General features: G+C 70.0%; 13 protein-coding genes. 7 read left to right on the top strand and 6 right to left on the bottom strand.

All coding sequences use genetic code 11. The features are described 5' to 3' along the window. Positions 1-76: 76 nt before the first annotated feature. A complete protein-coding gene (locus E3T61_RS17425) occupies positions 77-955 on the bottom strand; it encodes a nitrilase-related carbon-nitrogen hydrolase (RefSeq protein WP_134642127.1) in 879 nt (292 codons plus the stop codon). Between the two features lie 241 nt (positions 956-1,196). Here E3T61_RS17425 and E3T61_RS17420 point away from each other — a divergent pair, with 241 nt between their 5' ends. From E3T61_RS17420 to E3T61_RS17410, 3 genes are all read left to right on the top strand, one after another. Further along, the gene (locus tag E3T61_RS17420; RefSeq protein WP_134642126.1) at positions 1,197-2,534 is read left to right on the top strand and encodes an aminotransferase-like domain-containing protein; all 1,338 of its coding nucleotides are present in this window, start codon (positions 1,197-1,199) and stop codon (positions 2,532-2,534) included. A 229-nt stretch (positions 2,535-2,763) separates the two neighbouring features. Beyond that, complete coding sequence (locus E3T61_RS17415) at positions 2,764-3,240, top strand: DUF2231 domain-containing protein (RefSeq protein ID WP_134642125.1); 477 nt, start codon at positions 2,764-2,766, stop codon at positions 3,238-3,240. 195 nt (positions 3,241-3,435) lie between these two features. Beyond that, positions 3,436-4,737 (top strand): FAD-binding oxidoreductase, encoded by a 1,302-nt coding sequence (locus tag E3T61_RS17410; protein ID WP_166793293.1) that lies wholly within the window; start codon positions 3,436-3,438, stop codon positions 4,735-4,737. 120 nt (positions 4,738-4,857) lie between these two features. On the opposite strand, the gene E3T61_RS17405 is transcribed toward E3T61_RS17410, so the two are convergent. The 5 genes from E3T61_RS17405 to E3T61_RS17385 form a co-directional block, all read right to left on the bottom strand. Further along, positions 4,858-6,447, bottom strand: a complete 1,590-nt coding sequence (locus E3T61_RS17405) for an alpha-amylase family glycosyl hydrolase (protein ID WP_134642123.1) — start codon at positions 6,445-6,447, stop codon at positions 4,858-4,860. Beyond that, on the bottom strand, positions 6,444-7,352 hold the full coding sequence (locus E3T61_RS17400; RefSeq protein WP_134642122.1) for a carbohydrate ABC transporter permease: 909 nt from the start codon (positions 7,350-7,352) through the stop codon (positions 6,444-6,446). The genes E3T61_RS17405 and E3T61_RS17400 overlap by 4 nt, the downstream gene beginning before the upstream one ends. Then, entirely contained in the window at positions 7,349-8,389 is a 1,041-nt protein-coding gene (locus tag E3T61_RS17395; RefSeq protein ID WP_134642121.1) for a carbohydrate ABC transporter permease, read from the bottom strand. The genes E3T61_RS17400 and E3T61_RS17395 overlap by 4 nt, the downstream gene beginning before the upstream one ends. 77 nt (positions 8,390-8,466) lie before the next feature. Continuing rightward, positions 8,467-9,780, bottom strand: a complete 1,314-nt coding sequence (locus E3T61_RS17390; RefSeq protein WP_134642120.1) for an ABC transporter substrate-binding protein — start codon at positions 9,778-9,780, stop codon at positions 8,467-8,469. A 136-nt stretch (positions 9,781-9,916) separates the two neighbouring features. Continuing rightward, positions 9,917-10,897 carry a LacI family DNA-binding transcriptional regulator gene (locus tag E3T61_RS17385; RefSeq protein ID WP_134642119.1) on the bottom strand — a complete coding sequence of 327 codons (981 nt, stop codon included), beginning with the start codon at positions 10,895-10,897 and terminating at the stop codon, positions 9,917-9,919. Between the two features lie 508 nt (positions 10,898-11,405). Between E3T61_RS17385 and E3T61_RS17380 the strand changes: the two genes are divergently transcribed. Genes E3T61_RS17380 through cofD form a run of 4 tightly spaced genes read left to right on the top strand, consistent with a single transcriptional unit; the run spans position 11,406 to position 16,158 of the window. Then, positions 11,406-12,398 (top strand): putative F420-0 ABC transporter substrate-binding protein, encoded by a 993-nt coding sequence (locus E3T61_RS17380; RefSeq protein WP_134642118.1) that lies wholly within the window; start codon positions 11,406-11,408, stop codon positions 12,396-12,398. Between the two features lie 45 nt (positions 12,399-12,443). After that, on the top strand, positions 12,444-13,553 hold the full coding sequence (locus tag E3T61_RS17375) for a putative F420-0 ABC transporter permease subunit (protein ID WP_134642117.1): 1,110 nt from the start codon (positions 12,444-12,446) through the stop codon (positions 13,551-13,553). Beyond that, a complete protein-coding gene (locus E3T61_RS17370; RefSeq protein ID WP_134642116.1) occupies positions 13,550-14,647 on the top strand; it encodes an ABC transporter ATP-binding protein in 1,098 nt (365 codons plus the stop codon). The genes E3T61_RS17375 and E3T61_RS17370 overlap by 4 nt, the downstream gene beginning before the upstream one ends. Then, complete coding sequence (gene cofD / locus E3T61_RS17365; protein WP_134642115.1) at positions 14,644-16,158, top strand: 2-phospho-L-lactate transferase; 1,515 nt, start codon at positions 14,644-14,646, stop codon at positions 16,156-16,158. Before E3T61_RS17370 ends, cofD begins: the two co-directional genes overlap by 4 nt. Positions 16,159-16,181: the final 23 nt, after the last annotated feature.

Genomic DNA, 16,181 nt, shown 5'->3' with positions numbered 1-16,181 from the left:
GTTCGTTCGGTATCGTCGGTCGAGCTTGTCGAGACCTCGTTGCCTGGTCTCGACAAGCTCGACCAACGGACAGTGGCTACGGCTTGGGGATCGAGGTGTAGGACTCCGGGCGGCGGTCCCGGTAGAACTGCCAGTTGTTGCGTACCTGGCGGATCATGCCGAGGTCGAGGTCGCGGATCACGACCTCCTCGTCGACGCCGCTGCCCAGCTCGCCCACATAGTTGCCCTGCGGGTCGACGAACTGGCTGGTGCCGTAGAACGTGACGGCGAGGTCGCCGTACTCGTTGTCCTCCCGGCCCACCCGGTTGGGTGCGGCCACGAAGTATCCGTTGGCGGCGGCGGCGGCCGGCTGCTCGATCTCCCACAGCCGGTTCGAGAGCCCCGGCTTGGTGGCGTTGGGGTTGAAGACGATCTGCGCGCCGTTGAGGCCGAGCTCGCGCCAGCCCTCGGGGAAGTGCCGGTCGTAGCAGATGTACACGCCGATCGGGCCGACGGCGGTGTTGAAGACGGGGTAGCCGAGGTTGCCGGGGCGGAAGTAGAACTTCTCCCAGAACTTGTCGAGGTGGGGGATGTGGTGCTTGCGGTACTTGCCGAGGATGGTGCCATCGGCATCCACCACCACGGCGGTGTTGTAGTACACGCCGGGCTGCTCCTCCTCATAGATGGGGAGCACCATGACCAGGTTCAGTTCCTTCGCCAGCTTGGCGAAGCGCTGCACGATGGGGCCGTCGGCGGGCTCCGCGTAGTCGTAGTACTTGGCATCTTCGGTGATGCCGAAGTACGGGCCGTAGAACAGCTCCTGGAAGCAGATCACCTGGGCGCCGGCCGCCGCCGCGTCTCGGGCGAACTTCTCGTGCTTGTCGAGCATCGAGTCGATATCCCCCGTCCACGTGGTCTGGGTGATCGCCGCTCGCACGATGTTGGCTGTGCCGGTGCTGGATGGGTCGGTGCTCATACTCTTGCCTCCACTGGGTCTCACACGGTGGAACCTCGTCAGCAGGAAGAGCAAGACATCGCATCATCTGCGAGTCATAGGGGGAAAAGCCTGTCGAGATCGAGCCACATTACGGTGTCCGGTTTTGTTATTATTCGACGTAAACATTTCTGTTCTGTTTCTTCATATGACGCATGCGTAAATCATCATCCTGTCGGCCGGAAGGCCCGCTGGCAAGCATTCAGCCAGGAAGGCGTGAACGATGCAGCTTTACCTCGACGAGATCGAGCACAGTACTCCTGCTGGGATCGCTGCGGCACTGGGGCGCCTGATCAGTTCGGGCCGGCTCGCCCCCGGCGAGCGCCTGCCCACCGTGCGGGACCTCGCCGGCCTCCTCGGGGTGAGCCCCGCCACGGTCAGCCACGCCTGGCAGGCGCTGTCAGCGGCGGGCCTGATCGTCTCCCGGGGCCGCAGCGGCACGTTCGTGCGGGAACCGGCCCGGCACTGGCTGCCGGCCAGGGCCCAATCGCTGGCCGGACACGTCAGCGATGCCCGCATCGACCTGTCCCGAGGCACCCCCGACCCGCTCCTGCTGCCGGCGCTCGGACCGGCGCTGTCCAGGGTCTCGCAACGGGCGATGACACCCAGCTACCAGGCGTTGCCGGTGATCCCCGAGCTGCTCACGGTGCTCACTGAGTCCTGGCCGTACCGGTGCGAGTCGATCACCGTCGTCGATGGCGCGCTCGATGCTGTCTCCCGCAGCCTCGAGCAGGTGGCCAGGTTCGGTGACCGGGTCATCGTCGAGGACCCCGGTTTTCCACCGTTCTTCGACCTTCTCGACCAGATGGGTATCGAGCGGCTGCCCGTGGCCGTGGATGCCGAGGGCATCGTGCCCGAGGCGTTCCAGGCCGCGCTGTCCCTGTCACCGGCCGCGGTCATCCTGCAGCCGCGCGCCCACAACCCCACCGGGGCGTCGATGTCGACAGATCGCGCCGCCCTGCTGGCCCGGCTCCTGGGCGCCAGCAGCCGGGCCGCGCACACTGTGGTGATCGAGGACGACCACTCCGGGGCGATCAGCACCTCCCCCGACGTGTCGCTCGGCCGCTGGCTGCCCGAGCGGGTGCTGCACGTGCGCAGCTACTCGAAGTCCCACGGACCTGACCTGCGCATCGCCGCGCTCGGCGGGCCGGCCGCGCTAGTGGACCGGATCGTGGCCCGGCGGATGCTCGGCCCGGGCTGGACCAGCCGGATGCTGCAGACCATCCTGCACGAGCTGCTCACCGACGGGGCCAGCATGGCGCTGGTGTTCGAGGCCCGGCACGTGTACTTCGCCCGACAGAAGGCGCTGGCGGATGCCCTCACCGGGTTCGGCCTGCCCCTGGCCCGCGCCGACGGCATCAACGCGTGGGTGCCGGTGGCGGACGAACGCGACGCCATCGTGCGGCTGGCGGCATCGGGCATCCGCGTGGCAGGCGGCAGCCCGTTTCTCGCGGTGGACCGGCCGGAGTCCTTCATCCGGGTGACCGCCGGGGCGCTGCCCGATGACGTGCTGCCGATCGCCCGCGCGATTGCGGCCGCCGCCGGGTCTCTCGCGCCCTGAGGCCTCCATACGTAAAGGCGGAGATTCTCGCGAAACGCCGTGTCGGGCGGCCGGTATTCACGGCGTGTGGCGAATATCTCCGTCTTTGCTGCACGCCGGGCGGGCGCCCGTTAGCCGAGCCTCTCCTTCCTGGCGCGGCCCGGGGCGGATGCTTAGCATTACAGGCACAGCGGCACCGGTCTCTGATTTTCTAGCCGGTCAGGCCGCCAGACGCGTTACGAGGAGACTCATGTTCGATACCTTCTTCGGCCTGCCCATGCACCCACTCATTGTGCACGCCACCGAGGTGGTCGTTCCCACGGCAGCACTCGTGGTGCTGCTCGCGGCCGCCTGGCCGCGCTTTCGCCGCTGGGCCAGGTTCGTGCCGCTCGGTCTGGCGCTGGCCGCCCTGGTGCTTGTACCGTTGTCGACCGAATCCGGCGAGGCCTTGGAGGAGCGGGTCTCCGAATCAGCCCTGATCGAGACCCACGCCGACCTCGCCGAGGGCCTGCTGCCCTGGGTGATCGGCCTGGTCGTGGTGGCCGCCGTGCTGCTGTGGTGGAACTGGAAAGATCGCTCCCCCCGGAAGCCGATGAAGTGGGTGGCTGTCGCACTCATCGCCGCCACGGCGCTGGCGTCCACCGGCACCGTCGTTCAGGCTGTTCGGATCGGGCACAGCGGCGCGACGGCAGTGTGGAGCGAGGACATGGGCACCCCGGCGAAATAGCCCAGGACAGCCTCGAAATCCTTCGCGCGGGCGATCGCGATAACGCTAGGCGCTGACCCAGGCCAGGGCGCGTGGCCAGGGTCGCGGCCCCCGCGCCCCTGGGCCATGCTGGGCAGAGACAACGACTCACCAGTGCGGTCCGGCGGATGCGACCCGGGAACGATCGACGCCGCACACGACAGGTGCGGAGGAAGCATGATCGACGGCTTTGCGGGCACGATTCTGCTGCCCGATTCGGACGAATACCTGATGGCGGCCACCGCCTACGGGAGAGTCGGCCGGCCGGCGCTGGCGGCCCGACCGACCGGTGCGGCCGATGTCGTGGCAGCGATCGCCTACGCACGGGCCCAGGGCCTGGAGCTGTCTGTGCGAAGCGGCGGGCACAGCCCGCTGAACATCAACGACGGCGGAATGGTGCTCGACCTGTCCCGCATCCGTGACGTCGAGGTGCAGGGCGGCAACCGGGTCCGCCTGGGCAGCGGCGCAACCTGGGGCGGTGTGGCCCAGGGGCTGCTCGAGTACGACCTGGCGGTCTCCAGCGGCGACACCTACACGGTGGGCGTCGGCGGTCTCACCCTGGGCGGCGGAATCGGCTGGCTGGTGCGACAGCACGGCCTAGCGATCGACAGCCTGCTCGAGGCCGAGGTGGTGCTGCCCAGCGGCGCCATCGTGACCGCCAACGAGACCAGTGAGCCGGAGCTGTTCTGGGCGCTGCGCGGCGGCGGCGGCAACTTCGGCGTCGTGACGACGTTCACCTTCCAGGCGCACCCGCTGCGGGGGGTGGTTTTCGGCACCATCGACGTGCAGCCGGGGTCGCTGGCCGAGACCCTGCGCGGCTGGCGGGACGTGATGCGCGCCGCGCCGGAGAAGCTCAATTCGACGCTGTATTCGACGCCCGAGTTCGGCCTCGAGATGCCCGCGGCGACGAAGGTGCTGGTCTGTTACGGCGGCGCGGATCAGGACGCGGCCATGGCGGCCATCCGGCCCCTGCTCGCCCTGCCGGGAGTGACCGGCAACGACGTGGAACTCAAGCTCTTCGTGGAGGTCTTCGACGAACCATCCGCGCCGCCCGGGTCGATCCGGATCGTCGACCGCAACGGCTTCGCCCGCGACCTCGACGACACGCTCATCGACCGCGTCAGCACCGCGAATGCCGCGCTCGACTCGGCGGTGCTGATGGTGCGCTACCTGCGCGGGGCGATGAACCGGGTGCCCGCCGACGCGACGGCTTTTCCACACCGCGATGTGGAGGCCTTCCTGATGTCGGCGGCGTTCCTGCCGCCGGATGCCCCCGACGAGGCCGAGCGGCGCATCATGGACAGCTGGTCGCCCGTGGCCGAGGGATTGACGGGTACCTACGGCAACTTCAATCTGCGCGCGTATTCCGACGTGCTCGACCTGATGTATCCGCCGGCCACCATGGAACGACTGCGGGCGGCCAAACGTCGTTACGACCCCGACAACGTGCTGGCCCACAACCTCAACATCACGCCCTGAGCCCGGTGGCGACGGTGACCCGGGTAGTGCCCGGCGGGTCGGCATGGGCGGTGGGCGGGGTAGGCGCCGCTGGGCGCGTGGCGCGCCACCCGCATAGCGGCGCCTGACCCGCGTGGCGCGTCAGGCGTCGCGGAGGACCCACGCGGCGGCGTCGGCCGGGAGCCTGCCGTCCGGCAGCAGGGGTGCCGAACTGCACAGCATCCGGCCCGCCGGCAGCCGCACCGGGGTGTCGCCCATCGCCACCGCAACGGTGGCGCCGCCCTCGCGTTCGCAGAGCACCAGGCCGTCACCCTCCAGACGCCAGCGCGTCGATTCGCTGGCCTGGAACACCCCCGAGGCCAGGAGTTCGGCCCGCAGCTCGATGGCGGCGGTGAATGCCGAATACGCCGACCCCCCGTCGGCCTGCTGGGCGTCGATGCTCCAGGCTCCCCAGCCCTCCGGCGCAGGCAGCCAGGCCGGCTGCGCACCAGCGGGTGAGAAGCCGTGGCTGCCTGCCGCCTCGGAGGTCCAGGGCAGCGGGATGCGCGCACCGTCCCGGCTGACCCCGCCCCGGCTCCACATCGGGTCCAGCCGGGTCTCAACGGGCACATCCACCTCGGGCAGGCCGAGTTCCTGGCCCTGGTAGACATACATCGCCCCTGGCAGGCCGAGCAGCGCCAACAGCGCCGCCCTGGCCCGGGCGGCACCGCGCTCACCGCCACCGAACCGGGTCACGGTGCGCACCAGGTCATGGTTCTCCAACGCCCAGCTGGGGTCGCCGCCGTGCTCACGACGGGCCTCCTCGAGCTGCCGGCCCACCGCCACCCACTCCGCAGGCTGCCAGCCGAGGCGGGCGAACGCGAACGCGAAGGTCTGGTGCAACTCGTCGGGCCGGGTGTACCGGCCCGCGCGATCGGGCTCGAGGTTGACCTCACCCACGAGCAGCCGCGGCGGGTCGTACTCGTCGGCGATCAGGCGCCACCGGCGGTACACCTCGTGCACGGGCTCCTGGTCCATGGCCATCGGGTTGGAGCGCAGGCCGTCGATCACCGTCGGCACCGTCGCCGCGTCCGGCAGCCCGTCGGCCTTGAACAGGCCATGCGCCACGTCCACGCGGATGCCGTCCACCCCGCGGTCGAACCAGAACCGCAGCACATCGTCGAAGTAGTCGGCCACCTTGGGGTTCTGCCAGTTCCAGTCGGGTTGCGCTGACGAGAACAGGTGCAGGTACCACTGCCGATCGTCGGCGGAGCCGGGGTGCGCCCGGTCCCAGACGCTGCCGCCGAAGACGCTTATCCAGTTGTTGGGCGGGGTGAGCCCCGCGGCATCCGGACCGTCGGCGAAGTGGAACATCGCCCGGGCCTCTGAGCCGGGCGCGGACGCGAGCGCCGCCTGGAAGAGTACATTCTGGGTGCTGGTGTGGTTGGGCACGAGGTCGACGAGCAGGCGGATGCCGAGGGCGTGCGCATCCGCCAGCAGCGCGTCGAAGCCGGCCAGGGTGCCGAACAGCGGGTCGACGTCGCAGTAGTCGCTGATGTCGTAGCCCTGGTCGACCTGGGGAGATGTCTGGAACGGGGTGAGCCAGATTCCCTGGACCCCGAGGGAGGCGATGTACGGCAGCCGCTGCCGGAGCCCGGCCAGGTCGCCGACGCCGTCGCCGTCGGCATCCGCGAACGAACGCGGGTAGACCTCGTAGATGACCGCGGTCTGCCACCAGGCGGTGCCGGTCACTTGTTCGCCCCCGAGGTGAGGCCTTCCACGATTCGGCGCTGGAAGATCAGCACCACGATCACCAGCGGGATCGTCACGAGCACACCCGCCGCCATCTGGGCGCCGTAGGGTGCCTGGAAGTCGCTGGCGCCGGTGAACTTGGAGATTGCGACGGTGGCGGTCTGGATGGCGGGGTCGTTGACCATGGACAGGGCGATGATGAACTCGTTCCAGCTGTGGATGAAGGTGAGGATGGCGGTGGTGAAGATGCCGGGGGCGGCGAGCGGCAGCAGCACCAGCCGGAACGCCTGCCACTTGGTGCAGCCGTCGATCATGGCGGCCTGCTCCAGTTCGTACGGTAGTTGCTTCATGAAGGTGGTGAGGTTCCAAACCGCCAACGGGATGGCGAACGAGAGGCTCGGCACGATCATGGCCTGGTAGGTGTTGATCCAGCCGATGTCCGAGAAGAGCCGCAGGAGCGGGACCACCACCGAGATGCCCGGGAACATGGACGTGCCGATGATCACGGCGAGCACCACGGTTTTGAACCTGAAGTTGAGCCTGGCGATGGCATAGGCGGCGAAGATGCCGAGCACCAGGGCGAACGCGGTCGTGGTGCTCGCCACGATCAGGCTGTTGAGCATCGCCTGGCCGAACATCGTCGACCCGTCGAAGACCTGCCGGTAGCTCTCCAGCGACCACGTCGTGGGCAGCAGGGTGTTCTGGAAGATGTCGGTGGAGCGCCGAAAACTCGACACGATCATCCAGTAGAACGGGGCCAGGCAGTAGACCGCGATCAGGATGATCGCGACGGTGCGCCCGAGCGGGCCGATGCCGCGGATCCAGCCTGGGGTGGGGGCGGTCCGGGTGTCGGGACGCGCCGCGGCCGGCCGGTCGGTGCGGGGGCGCGTGGCCGTTGTCGTCATCGGGTCACCTTCGTCTGGGTCGGTTCGGAGCTGGGCGCGTCGTGGGCTGGCGGGTCCTGGGCCCGCCGACGGGCGCGCACGACCTTGGGCTTCTTCTCCCCCACCACGTCGGCGCCCAGGATGGTGATGAAGACGTAGGCGATCACCGCCACGTAGAGCAGCAGGATGATCGAAAACGCGGAGGCGGTGCCGTACTGGAGCTGGTTGGATTCGTCCCAGGCCAGGATGGACAGCGTCTCCACCGAGCTCTTGCGCGGGCCGATCAGCACGAAGGGCAGGTCGAACATGCGCAGCGAGTCGAGCAGCCGGAACAGCACGGCCACGAGCAGGGCGGGCCGCACGAGCGGCAGCGTGATCGCGATGAACTGTCGCCAGGCGTTCGCGCCGTCGAGCTTGGCCGCCTCGTAGACCTCCTCGGGGATGATCTGCATGCCCGCCAGCACGAGCAGGCCGATGAACGGCGCGGTCTTCCAGACTTCGGCGACGATGACGGCCGCCTGGGCGGCGAACCCTTCGGCCGTCCAAAGCACCTGTTGATTGGTCAGGGTGTTCACGATCCCGTCGGCCTGGAACATCCAGCGCCAGAGCAGTCCGGAGACCGCGGTGGGGATGGCCCACGGCACCAGGATGCTGGCGCGCAGCAGCGCACGGCCGCGGAAGGCACGGTTCATGGCCACGGCCATCGCGATGCCGATGATGACCTCGAGGGTGACCGTGGTGAAGGTGAAGAAGGTGGTGTTCCAGAGTGCGTTGTAGAACCGCGCGGCGTCGGTGCCGGCGAAGATCTGCACGTAGTTGCCCAGGCCCACGAAGACGTCACCCTCGACCACGAAGCCGTCGGCGTCCAGCCCGGACTGCGAGCCGAACAGGGACTGGTGGAAGGCCGACAGCAGCGGGTAGAGCACCACCAGGGCGAGAACGAGGAAGGTCGGCGAGAGCAGCAAGGCGGCCCTCCGCCCCTCGCCCAGGTCGAGTCGGCCGGTCTTGCCCGCGGGCGTCGTGCGCTGCTCGGGGCGCTGTGTCGTGGTTGTCGACATGGGGTCCTTCTGGTCGGTGGGAAGGGGCGGTCGCCGGTAGGTGCCCGGCGACCGCCGGTGAAACGGGTGGGTGGCGACTACTCGGCGGCGATGCCGACGAGAGCCTTCTGCAGATCGGCCAGGGCCTCCTCCGGGCTCGTGTCGCCGGTCAGTGCCGGGTAGATCGCATCCTGGATCGCGGCTGTCGTGGCGCCGTACTGCACGACCTTGGGTCGCGGCTGGGCCTTCTCGAGCGAGGTGAGGAGGTCGGGCAGGTACGGCAGGCGTTCGGTGACGGCGTCATCGGCGAAGAATTCCGAGAACACCGGCGCCCGGGAGCTCACAGCAAGACGGTCGCCCTGCTGCTCTTGGCCGGTGAAGAAGGCGATGAAGTCCAGCGCCGTTGCCTTGTTCTCGGCGTAGCTGGAGATGGCGATGTTGCGGCCGCCCAGCGTGGAGACGCCCGGGCCGGTCTCGCCGGGGATGGGGCTGGTGCCGAACTTGTCCTGCACGGCGCTGGAGCCATCCGTGGCGCTGAAGGAGGCGTAGACGTACGGCCAGTTGCGCAGGAACACGAGGTTGCCGTCGAGGAAGGACTGCCGGCCCTGCTCCTCCTGGAAGGTGATGGCCGCCTCGGGGATCATGCCGCTCTCGAAGCCGTCGACGAGGAAGTTCAGGGCGGTCAGGGCCTCCGGGGTGTCGACGGTGGGTTCACCGTCGGCGTTGAAGAGGGAACCGCCTGCGGAGTTCACCGCCTCACTGAAGTTGACCGTGAGGCCCTCGTTCTTGTCGAACTGGCCGGCGTAGCACGACATGTCGGCGGCCTCGGGCAGGGCCAGGACGGCGTCGCAGGCCTTCTGCAGCTCGGCCCAGGTCTGGGGCGGCGCGGTGACGCCGGCGGCCTGCATCAGGTCGGTGCGCGAGTACAGCAGCGCGGCATCCGTGTAGTACGGGGCAGCGTAGAGGGTGTCGCGGTACCGTGCGGCCTCGACCGTGGCGGGGATCTCCGCGTCGAGCGGCAGGGCGTCTTCGGGCAGGGCGGTGATCCACCGGTTGGCGGCGAACTCCGACGTCCACACGACGTCGAGGTTGAGCACGGTGTACGCCTCGCCCTTGACCTGGGCGTTCTGCACCATCTGCTGGCGCTGCTGGTCGGCGTCCAGCGGCAGTTCGATCCAGTCGACGAGCTCGTCGGGATGCTCGGCGTTCCAGGCATCGATGCTCTGCTGGGCGGCGCCGGATGCGTCCGGGCTGCTGACATAGGTGATCGGGCCGCGTCCGGTGAGCTCGGCCGCGTCGCTCGATGCAGCCGGGGCGCTCGTGCCGCTCGCGCAGGACGTGAGCGCGAGGACGCCGACGGTTACCAGTGCGGCGCTGAGGACTCCGCGCCGATCATGGCTTCGTTGCTTCATGATGTCTCCTTCTAGTGGGGTGGGTTGCAGGGTGGCTGTGTCGCCGGGGTGAAATGGGCATGGAGGAAGGACAGGGTGGGCCGGTGGCCGGGTGTTCGTTTGTGGATGCTGTGCGCTGCGGCAGGGCCGCCGATTATCAGCCGGGCGGCACCTGGGTGGTCGAGCCGCGTTCGACCAGGCGATGGGGCAGGATGCGCGGGCGCAGGTCGGTTCCGGCGAGCAACCTCTCCACGGCCAGTTCACCCATTTTCTCGAGAGGTTGCGCGATGGTGCTGAGCGCCGGGTGCACGTGCCGAGCGGTGCGGGTGTTGTCGAATCCGAGCACCGATACGTCTTCGGGTACCCGCCGGCCCAGGCGTTGCAGGTCGTTCACCACGGCCGCAGCCATCTCGTCGCTCAGCGCGAAGACCGCGGTCAGGAGCGGGTCGCGGCGGAGCAGCCGGCCGAGCGCCGGCGGCGCGCTGTCGTAGAGAGAGTTGCCCTGTTCGAGCACGGCGGGCAGCCCGGCCTCGGCCATGGCACGCAGGTAACCACGTTCCCGCACAGTGTTCACGAGCACCGACTGGGGGTCGCCGGCAAGCAGGCCGATATGCCGGTGACCCAGGCCGATCAGGTACCGGGTTCCGTCGTAGGCCGCTCGTTCGTCATCGATGGCCAGGCTGGGAAACCGCAGCCCGTCGCGGATCGCGACCGAGACCAGCGGGATGGCCGACCCGAGGGCGCGGCGCATGTCGGCGGTGATGGCCGCGGAGATCAGGATGACGCCCGCCGCCCGATAGGTGCGGAGGGTGCGCAGGTAGCCGGCGGCGTGCTCGGAGCCGAGCCCGGTGCGTCCGAGCATGACCGAGTAGCCACGCGAGCGCGCCGCGCTCTCGACGCCGCTCATGATCTCGGAGGCCAGCGCGTCGGACACGAGCGGCGCCAGCACGCCGATGACCGCGGACTGCTTGGTCTTCAGTCCCCGGGCGAGCGAGTCCGGCTCGTAGTTGAGAGCCAGCACGGCCTCCTCCACCCGAAGCTGGGTGGACGTGGAATAGCCGGTCAGGCCGTTCACCACGCGTGACACCGTCGCCGGCGAAACGCCGGCGTAGCGCGCCACGTCTCTGATCGTCACCATCCAGCCCTCCGTTGGGTCCTGCGTTCGGTTCTCGCTGAGCGGGGCACTCCCGCCGCCGTAATCGTTTGCGTTGTTGCTGAGATCGAGGCTAGGCAAGGGGAGGTGGGCAGCGCAAACGTTTACGAAACATCGCGGGTCGCGGGCTCAGGAGGCGTGCGGGGTAGGCGCCGTTGCGCGGGTGGCGCGCCTACCGCATAGCGGCGCGTAGCCCGCGGATCGGCGAAGTAGGGCGCTGTGCGGGGTAAGCGCCGGTGGCGCATCCGCCCCGAACACGATGGGTTTAGGCTGGATGTGACCCCCGGTTCGATCTGACCGGTTGCGCTGGCCCGGATTTGGGCGGCAGGTCGGGGCTTTGCCTTGAGTACGACCCCCACTTCGTTCGAGCCCTGCTCCGACGTGTTCGCCCACGGTGCCGGCCGGCGCCGGTGTCGCCAGCGACACCGTACTTCTCGGTTGGCCACCCGCGACCTCACCGACGGATGCCCGGCTCCCGCCTCAGATTGGTCCCATGAAGACTCGCTACCTCTCCGTAGCCGCCACGGCGGCCGTGCTGCTCCTGGCCGGCTGCGCCTCCGGCACACCCGCCGCCGTTCCGGCCCCCACGCCGTCGGCCGGCATGTCGAACGCTTTCCCGGTCTCGTTCGAGAACTGCGACACCACGTTCACCCTCACGGAAGCTCCGGAGCGGATCGTCACGATCAAGTCGACCACCACCGAGCTGCTGCTGGCGCTCGGGCTCGGCGAGCGCATCGTCGGCTCCGCGTTCCTCGACGGCCCGCTGCCGGCATCCCTGGCCGACGCCGGCGCTGATCTCACCGTGATCAGCGACTTCGTGCCCGGCCAGGAGGCCGTGCTGGCGCTCGCCCCCGACTTCGTCTACGGCGGCTGGGAGTCCAACTTCTCGGCAGAGGGCGTGGGCGAGAGAAGCGCGCTGGCCGGCCTGGGCATCGGCAGCTACGTGTCGCCGGCGGCGTGCAAGGGCGACGCGATGCCCGACCCGCTCACCTTCGACACCGTGTTCGCCGAGATCGATGAGGCCGGCCTGGTGTTCGGCGTGCCGGATGCCGCCGACGCGCTCGTCGCCGAGCAGGAGGCGGCTCTGTCGGCGCTCGAGCCCGCCACCGGCGACACCACCGCGCTCTGGTACTCCAGCGGCACCGACACCCCGTATGTGGGCGCCGGCATCGGCGCACCGCAGATGATCATGGATGCCGCGGGACTGACGAACATCTTCGCCGACGTGAAGGACACCTGGACGTCGGCCGGCTGGGAGTCCGTGGTGGAGGCGAACCCGAGCGTGATCGTGCTCGTGGATGCGACCTGGAACACCGCGGAGTCCAAGATCGCGCTGCTCGAGGGCAACCCCGCCACCGCCGGACTCGACGCCGTGGTGAACCACCGCTACATCACCGTGCCGTTCGCGGCCGGCGAGGCGGGAATCCGCAACGTGGAGGCCGCCGGGTCGATCATCGACCAGCTCGCCGCCCTCGACGCTGAGTAGACCAGGACGCCCCACCGGCAGCAGAACCGACCCGAAGGACCACCGATGACCGTCACCACGAGCACGCAGGGCCGCGGCACCGACGCGCCCGGTGCGACGGCAGCGGTCGTGCCATCCGCGCGGCGGGGCGGGCCGGGGCGGTACCTGCTCTGGCTGGTCGCGGCGGTGGCTGCCCTGGTGCTCGGTAGCGCTGTGGCCGTGACGATCGGTCCGGCCGACGTGAGCCTGGCGCAGGTCTGGGCAAGCGTGGTCGGCCACCTCGGCCTGCCCGCACTCGCCGGCGACACCGTGGTGCCGCCGCTCACCGACGCGATCGTCTGGCAGTTGCGGATGCCGCGGGTGCTCACCGCCGCCGCCGTGGGAGCCGGCCTCGCGCTCAGCGGCGCGGTGATGCAGAGCGTCACCCGCAACCCGCTCGCCGACCCCTACCTGCTCGGCCTGTCCTCCGGCGCGTCGCTCGGCGCGGTGTGCGTGGTCATCCTCGGCATCGGCTTCGCCCTCCCGGCGGCCGCGTTCGCCGGGGCCCTGATCGCCCTGCTCGCCACCCTCAACATCGCCCGCGTCGGCGGCAGCATCACCCCAGGCAGGGCCGTGCTGGCCGGGCTGGCGATCGCCCAGCTGGGCTCGGCCGGCACCTCGTTCATCATCTTCTGGGCCGCCAAGGGCGACTCCTACCGGGAGATCCTCAACTGGCTGCTCGGCTCTCTGGCCGGCAGCTCGTGGAGCACCGTGCTGATCTCGTCGGTTGCGCTGGTGCTGGTGGGCAGCGGCATCCTGCTCACCGCCAGCCGGCTGGATGCGTTCACCTTCGGCGACACCAACGCCGCGTCGTTGGGCATCAACGTGAACGCCACCCGGTGGGGCTTCCTGGTGGCGGTGGCGCTGCTCACCGGCGCGATGGTGGCGGTGAGCGGGGCGATCGGCTTCGTCGGGCTGATCCTGCCGCACCTGGTGCGCGGGCTCAGCGGCCCGGGGCACCGCCGGCTGCTGCCGCTCGTCGCGGTGGTCGGGGCGCTGTTCCTGGTGCTGGCCGACACCCTCGCCCGCACCGTCTTCGACCCGCGCGAACTGCCGGTGGGCATCATCACGGCGTTCATCGGAGTGCCCGTGTTCATCCTGCTGATCAAGCGCAAGCGAAGCGCGGCCTGGGCATGAGCGCCCCCGCTGGGGCCCCGAGCTCGCGAGAGGACACTTCGGGCCAGTCCCGCAGCGCCTCACTGGCCCCAACTGCCCTCTCGCCGAACTCCAGCGCGCGAGAAGACACATCGGGCCAGTCCGGCGGCGATCTACTGGCCCCAACTGCCCTCTCGACGGCGCAAGGCGACGCACCCGCGGCGAGCGCGGCGGGGGTTGTGCTCGACGGGGTGTCGCTCAGCATCGAGGGCACCAGCATCCTTCGGGAAGTCTCGGCGACCCTGCCGCCGGGCACCGTCACCGGGCTGCTCGGGCCCAACGGCGCGGGCAAGTCCAGCCTGTTGCGCATCATCGCGGGCATCGACCGCGCGGATGCCGGCAGCGTCACCCTGGACGGCGCGGTCGTGGGGCAGCTGCGCCGGCGCGAGGCCGCGCGGCGCATCGCCCTGCTCGAGCAGAACGTCGCCCCCAGCGTGGACCTGTCGGTGCGTGAGGTCGTCCTGCTCGGCCGCATCCCGCATCGCAGCCGGCTGCTGGGCAGCTTCGGCAGCGAGGACGACCTGGGTGTGGCCACCGAGGCCCTGGCGATGGTGGGTGCCGGCGACCTGATCGACCGGCGCTGGCACACCCTCAGCGGCGGGCAGCAGCAGCGGGTGCAGATCGCCCGCGCACTGGCCCAGCGGCCGAGCCTGCTGTTGCTGGACGAACCGACCAACCACCTCGACGTGAGCGCCCAACTGTCGCTGCTGCACCAGGTGCGCGGCCTTGGCCTCACCTCTGTGCTCGCGCTGCACGACCTCAACCTCGCGGCCGCGTACTGCGACCGCGTCGTGCTGCTGCAGGATGGTCGCGTGGCCGCGTTCGGTACCCCTGCCGACGTGCTGCGCCCCGAGATCATCCAGGCGGTCTACGGCGTCGACTGCGACATCGTGCCGCACCCCCGCACCGGTCGCCCGGTGATCGTCTTCTCCGGGCCCGACGAGCAGCCCGGCCCGCGCACACACTCCGTATCCGCCCCGCCGGCCTCGCGAGATGCCACTTCGGGCCCCGTGGACATCCGGCATACGGCCCCAACTGGCAACTCACGGCACCGCACGATTGAAGGAACCCCATGACCCGCGTCACAGTTCTCGCCGGCGGCGTCGGCGGCGCCCGCTTCACCCGCGGGTTGTTGCAGCACCTGGCGTCCGAGGACGCACGACTGGCTGCGAATGTCCCCTTCGGCGGCGCGGAAGGGGTACTTTCCGGCAACTCGGCGACGGTCCAGGCCAGCGAGGTCACCGTGATCGTCAACACCGGCGACGACATGTGGCTGGACGGGCTGCGCATCTGCCCCGACCTCGACACCGTGATGTACACCCTCGGCGGCGGCATCAGCGAGGAGCAGGGCTGGGGGCGGCCCGACGAGTCCCGGCGCACCTCCACCGAGATCGCCGCGTACGGCCGCGGCTGGTCGTGGTTCACCCTGGGCGACCTCGACCTGGCCACCCACATCGTGCGCACCGACCTGCTGAGGAACGGCGCCACGCTCAGCGCCGCCACCGAGTTCCTCTGCCGCCGCTGGCAGCCCGGCGCCCGGTTGCTGCCGATGAGCGACCAGTTCGTGGAGACCCACGTGCGGCTGGCCGCCGACGCCGACGAGCACCGCGCCGGCGACCTCATCCACTTCGAGGAGTGGTGGGTGCGCTACCGCGCCACCCTGCCGGTCACCGAGTTCGTGCAGCTGGGCCTGGCCGACGCCGTCGCGGCGCCCGGCGTGATCGACGCCATCCTCACCGCCGACCTGGTGATCCTGCCGCCGTCGAACCCCGTCGTGTCGGTCGGGACGATCCTGTCGATCCCGGGCATCCGCGAGGCCCTGCGCGCCACCCCGGCCCGGGTGGTGGGGATCGCGCCGATCATCGCCGGCGCCGCCGTGCGCGGCATGGCCGACGCCTGCCTGAGCACGATCGGCGTGGAGACCACCGCGCTTGCGGTGGGGCTGCACTACGGCTCCCGCCGGCAGGGCGGCGTGCTCGACGCCTGGCTGGTCGACGAGACGGATGCCGCGGCCCTGCCCGCTCTCGCGGCCGCCGGCATCCGCGCCGCCGCCGTGCCGCTCTGGATGACCGACGTGGGCGCCACGGCCCGGATCGCGGCCGAGGCCTTGAAGATCGGTGCCGGAGAGGTCGAGTCGACCCCGTCGACGGCGGCCGCGGCGCCGTCCCCCGACCTTCCGGTCGCGGAGTTCGGCTACCCCGGTCCGCTGCGCGACCGCCTGGTCGCCGCCATCCTGGCCGGGTCGAAGACCTCGACCACCTCCTTGCTCGTCGAGTACGGGGTCGAGAACGAACCATTGCCCACGGCGGGCAGCCGGCAGGTGTTGATCGACTCGGCCGGGCGTCCGGTGGCGATCATCGAGACCACCGACGTGCGGGTGGTGCGCCTCGGCGCCGTCGATCTCGACCATGCCCGCGACGAGGGTGAGGGTTTCGAGTCGGTGGCGGCCTGGCGGGCCGGTCACGAAGGGTTCTGGCACGGCGCCGAGACCCGCGACTTCCTCGGCGACCCTGGCTTCACCGTCACCGACGACACCGAGGTCGTGCTCGAGCGACTGCGGCTGATCGCGGTGCTGCCCACCGCCTGACCGGGAGCAGCGCCGGCACTGCC

Origin of the sequence: Cryobacterium lactosi (assembly GCF_004403945.1) — a bacterium.
GTDB classification, from domain to species: Bacteria; Actinomycetota; Actinomycetes; order Actinomycetales; family Microbacteriaceae; genus Cryobacterium; species Cryobacterium lactosi.
The sequence above is the reverse complement of the archived record's forward strand: the minus strand, read 5'-3'. Positions and strand labels throughout refer to the sequence as shown.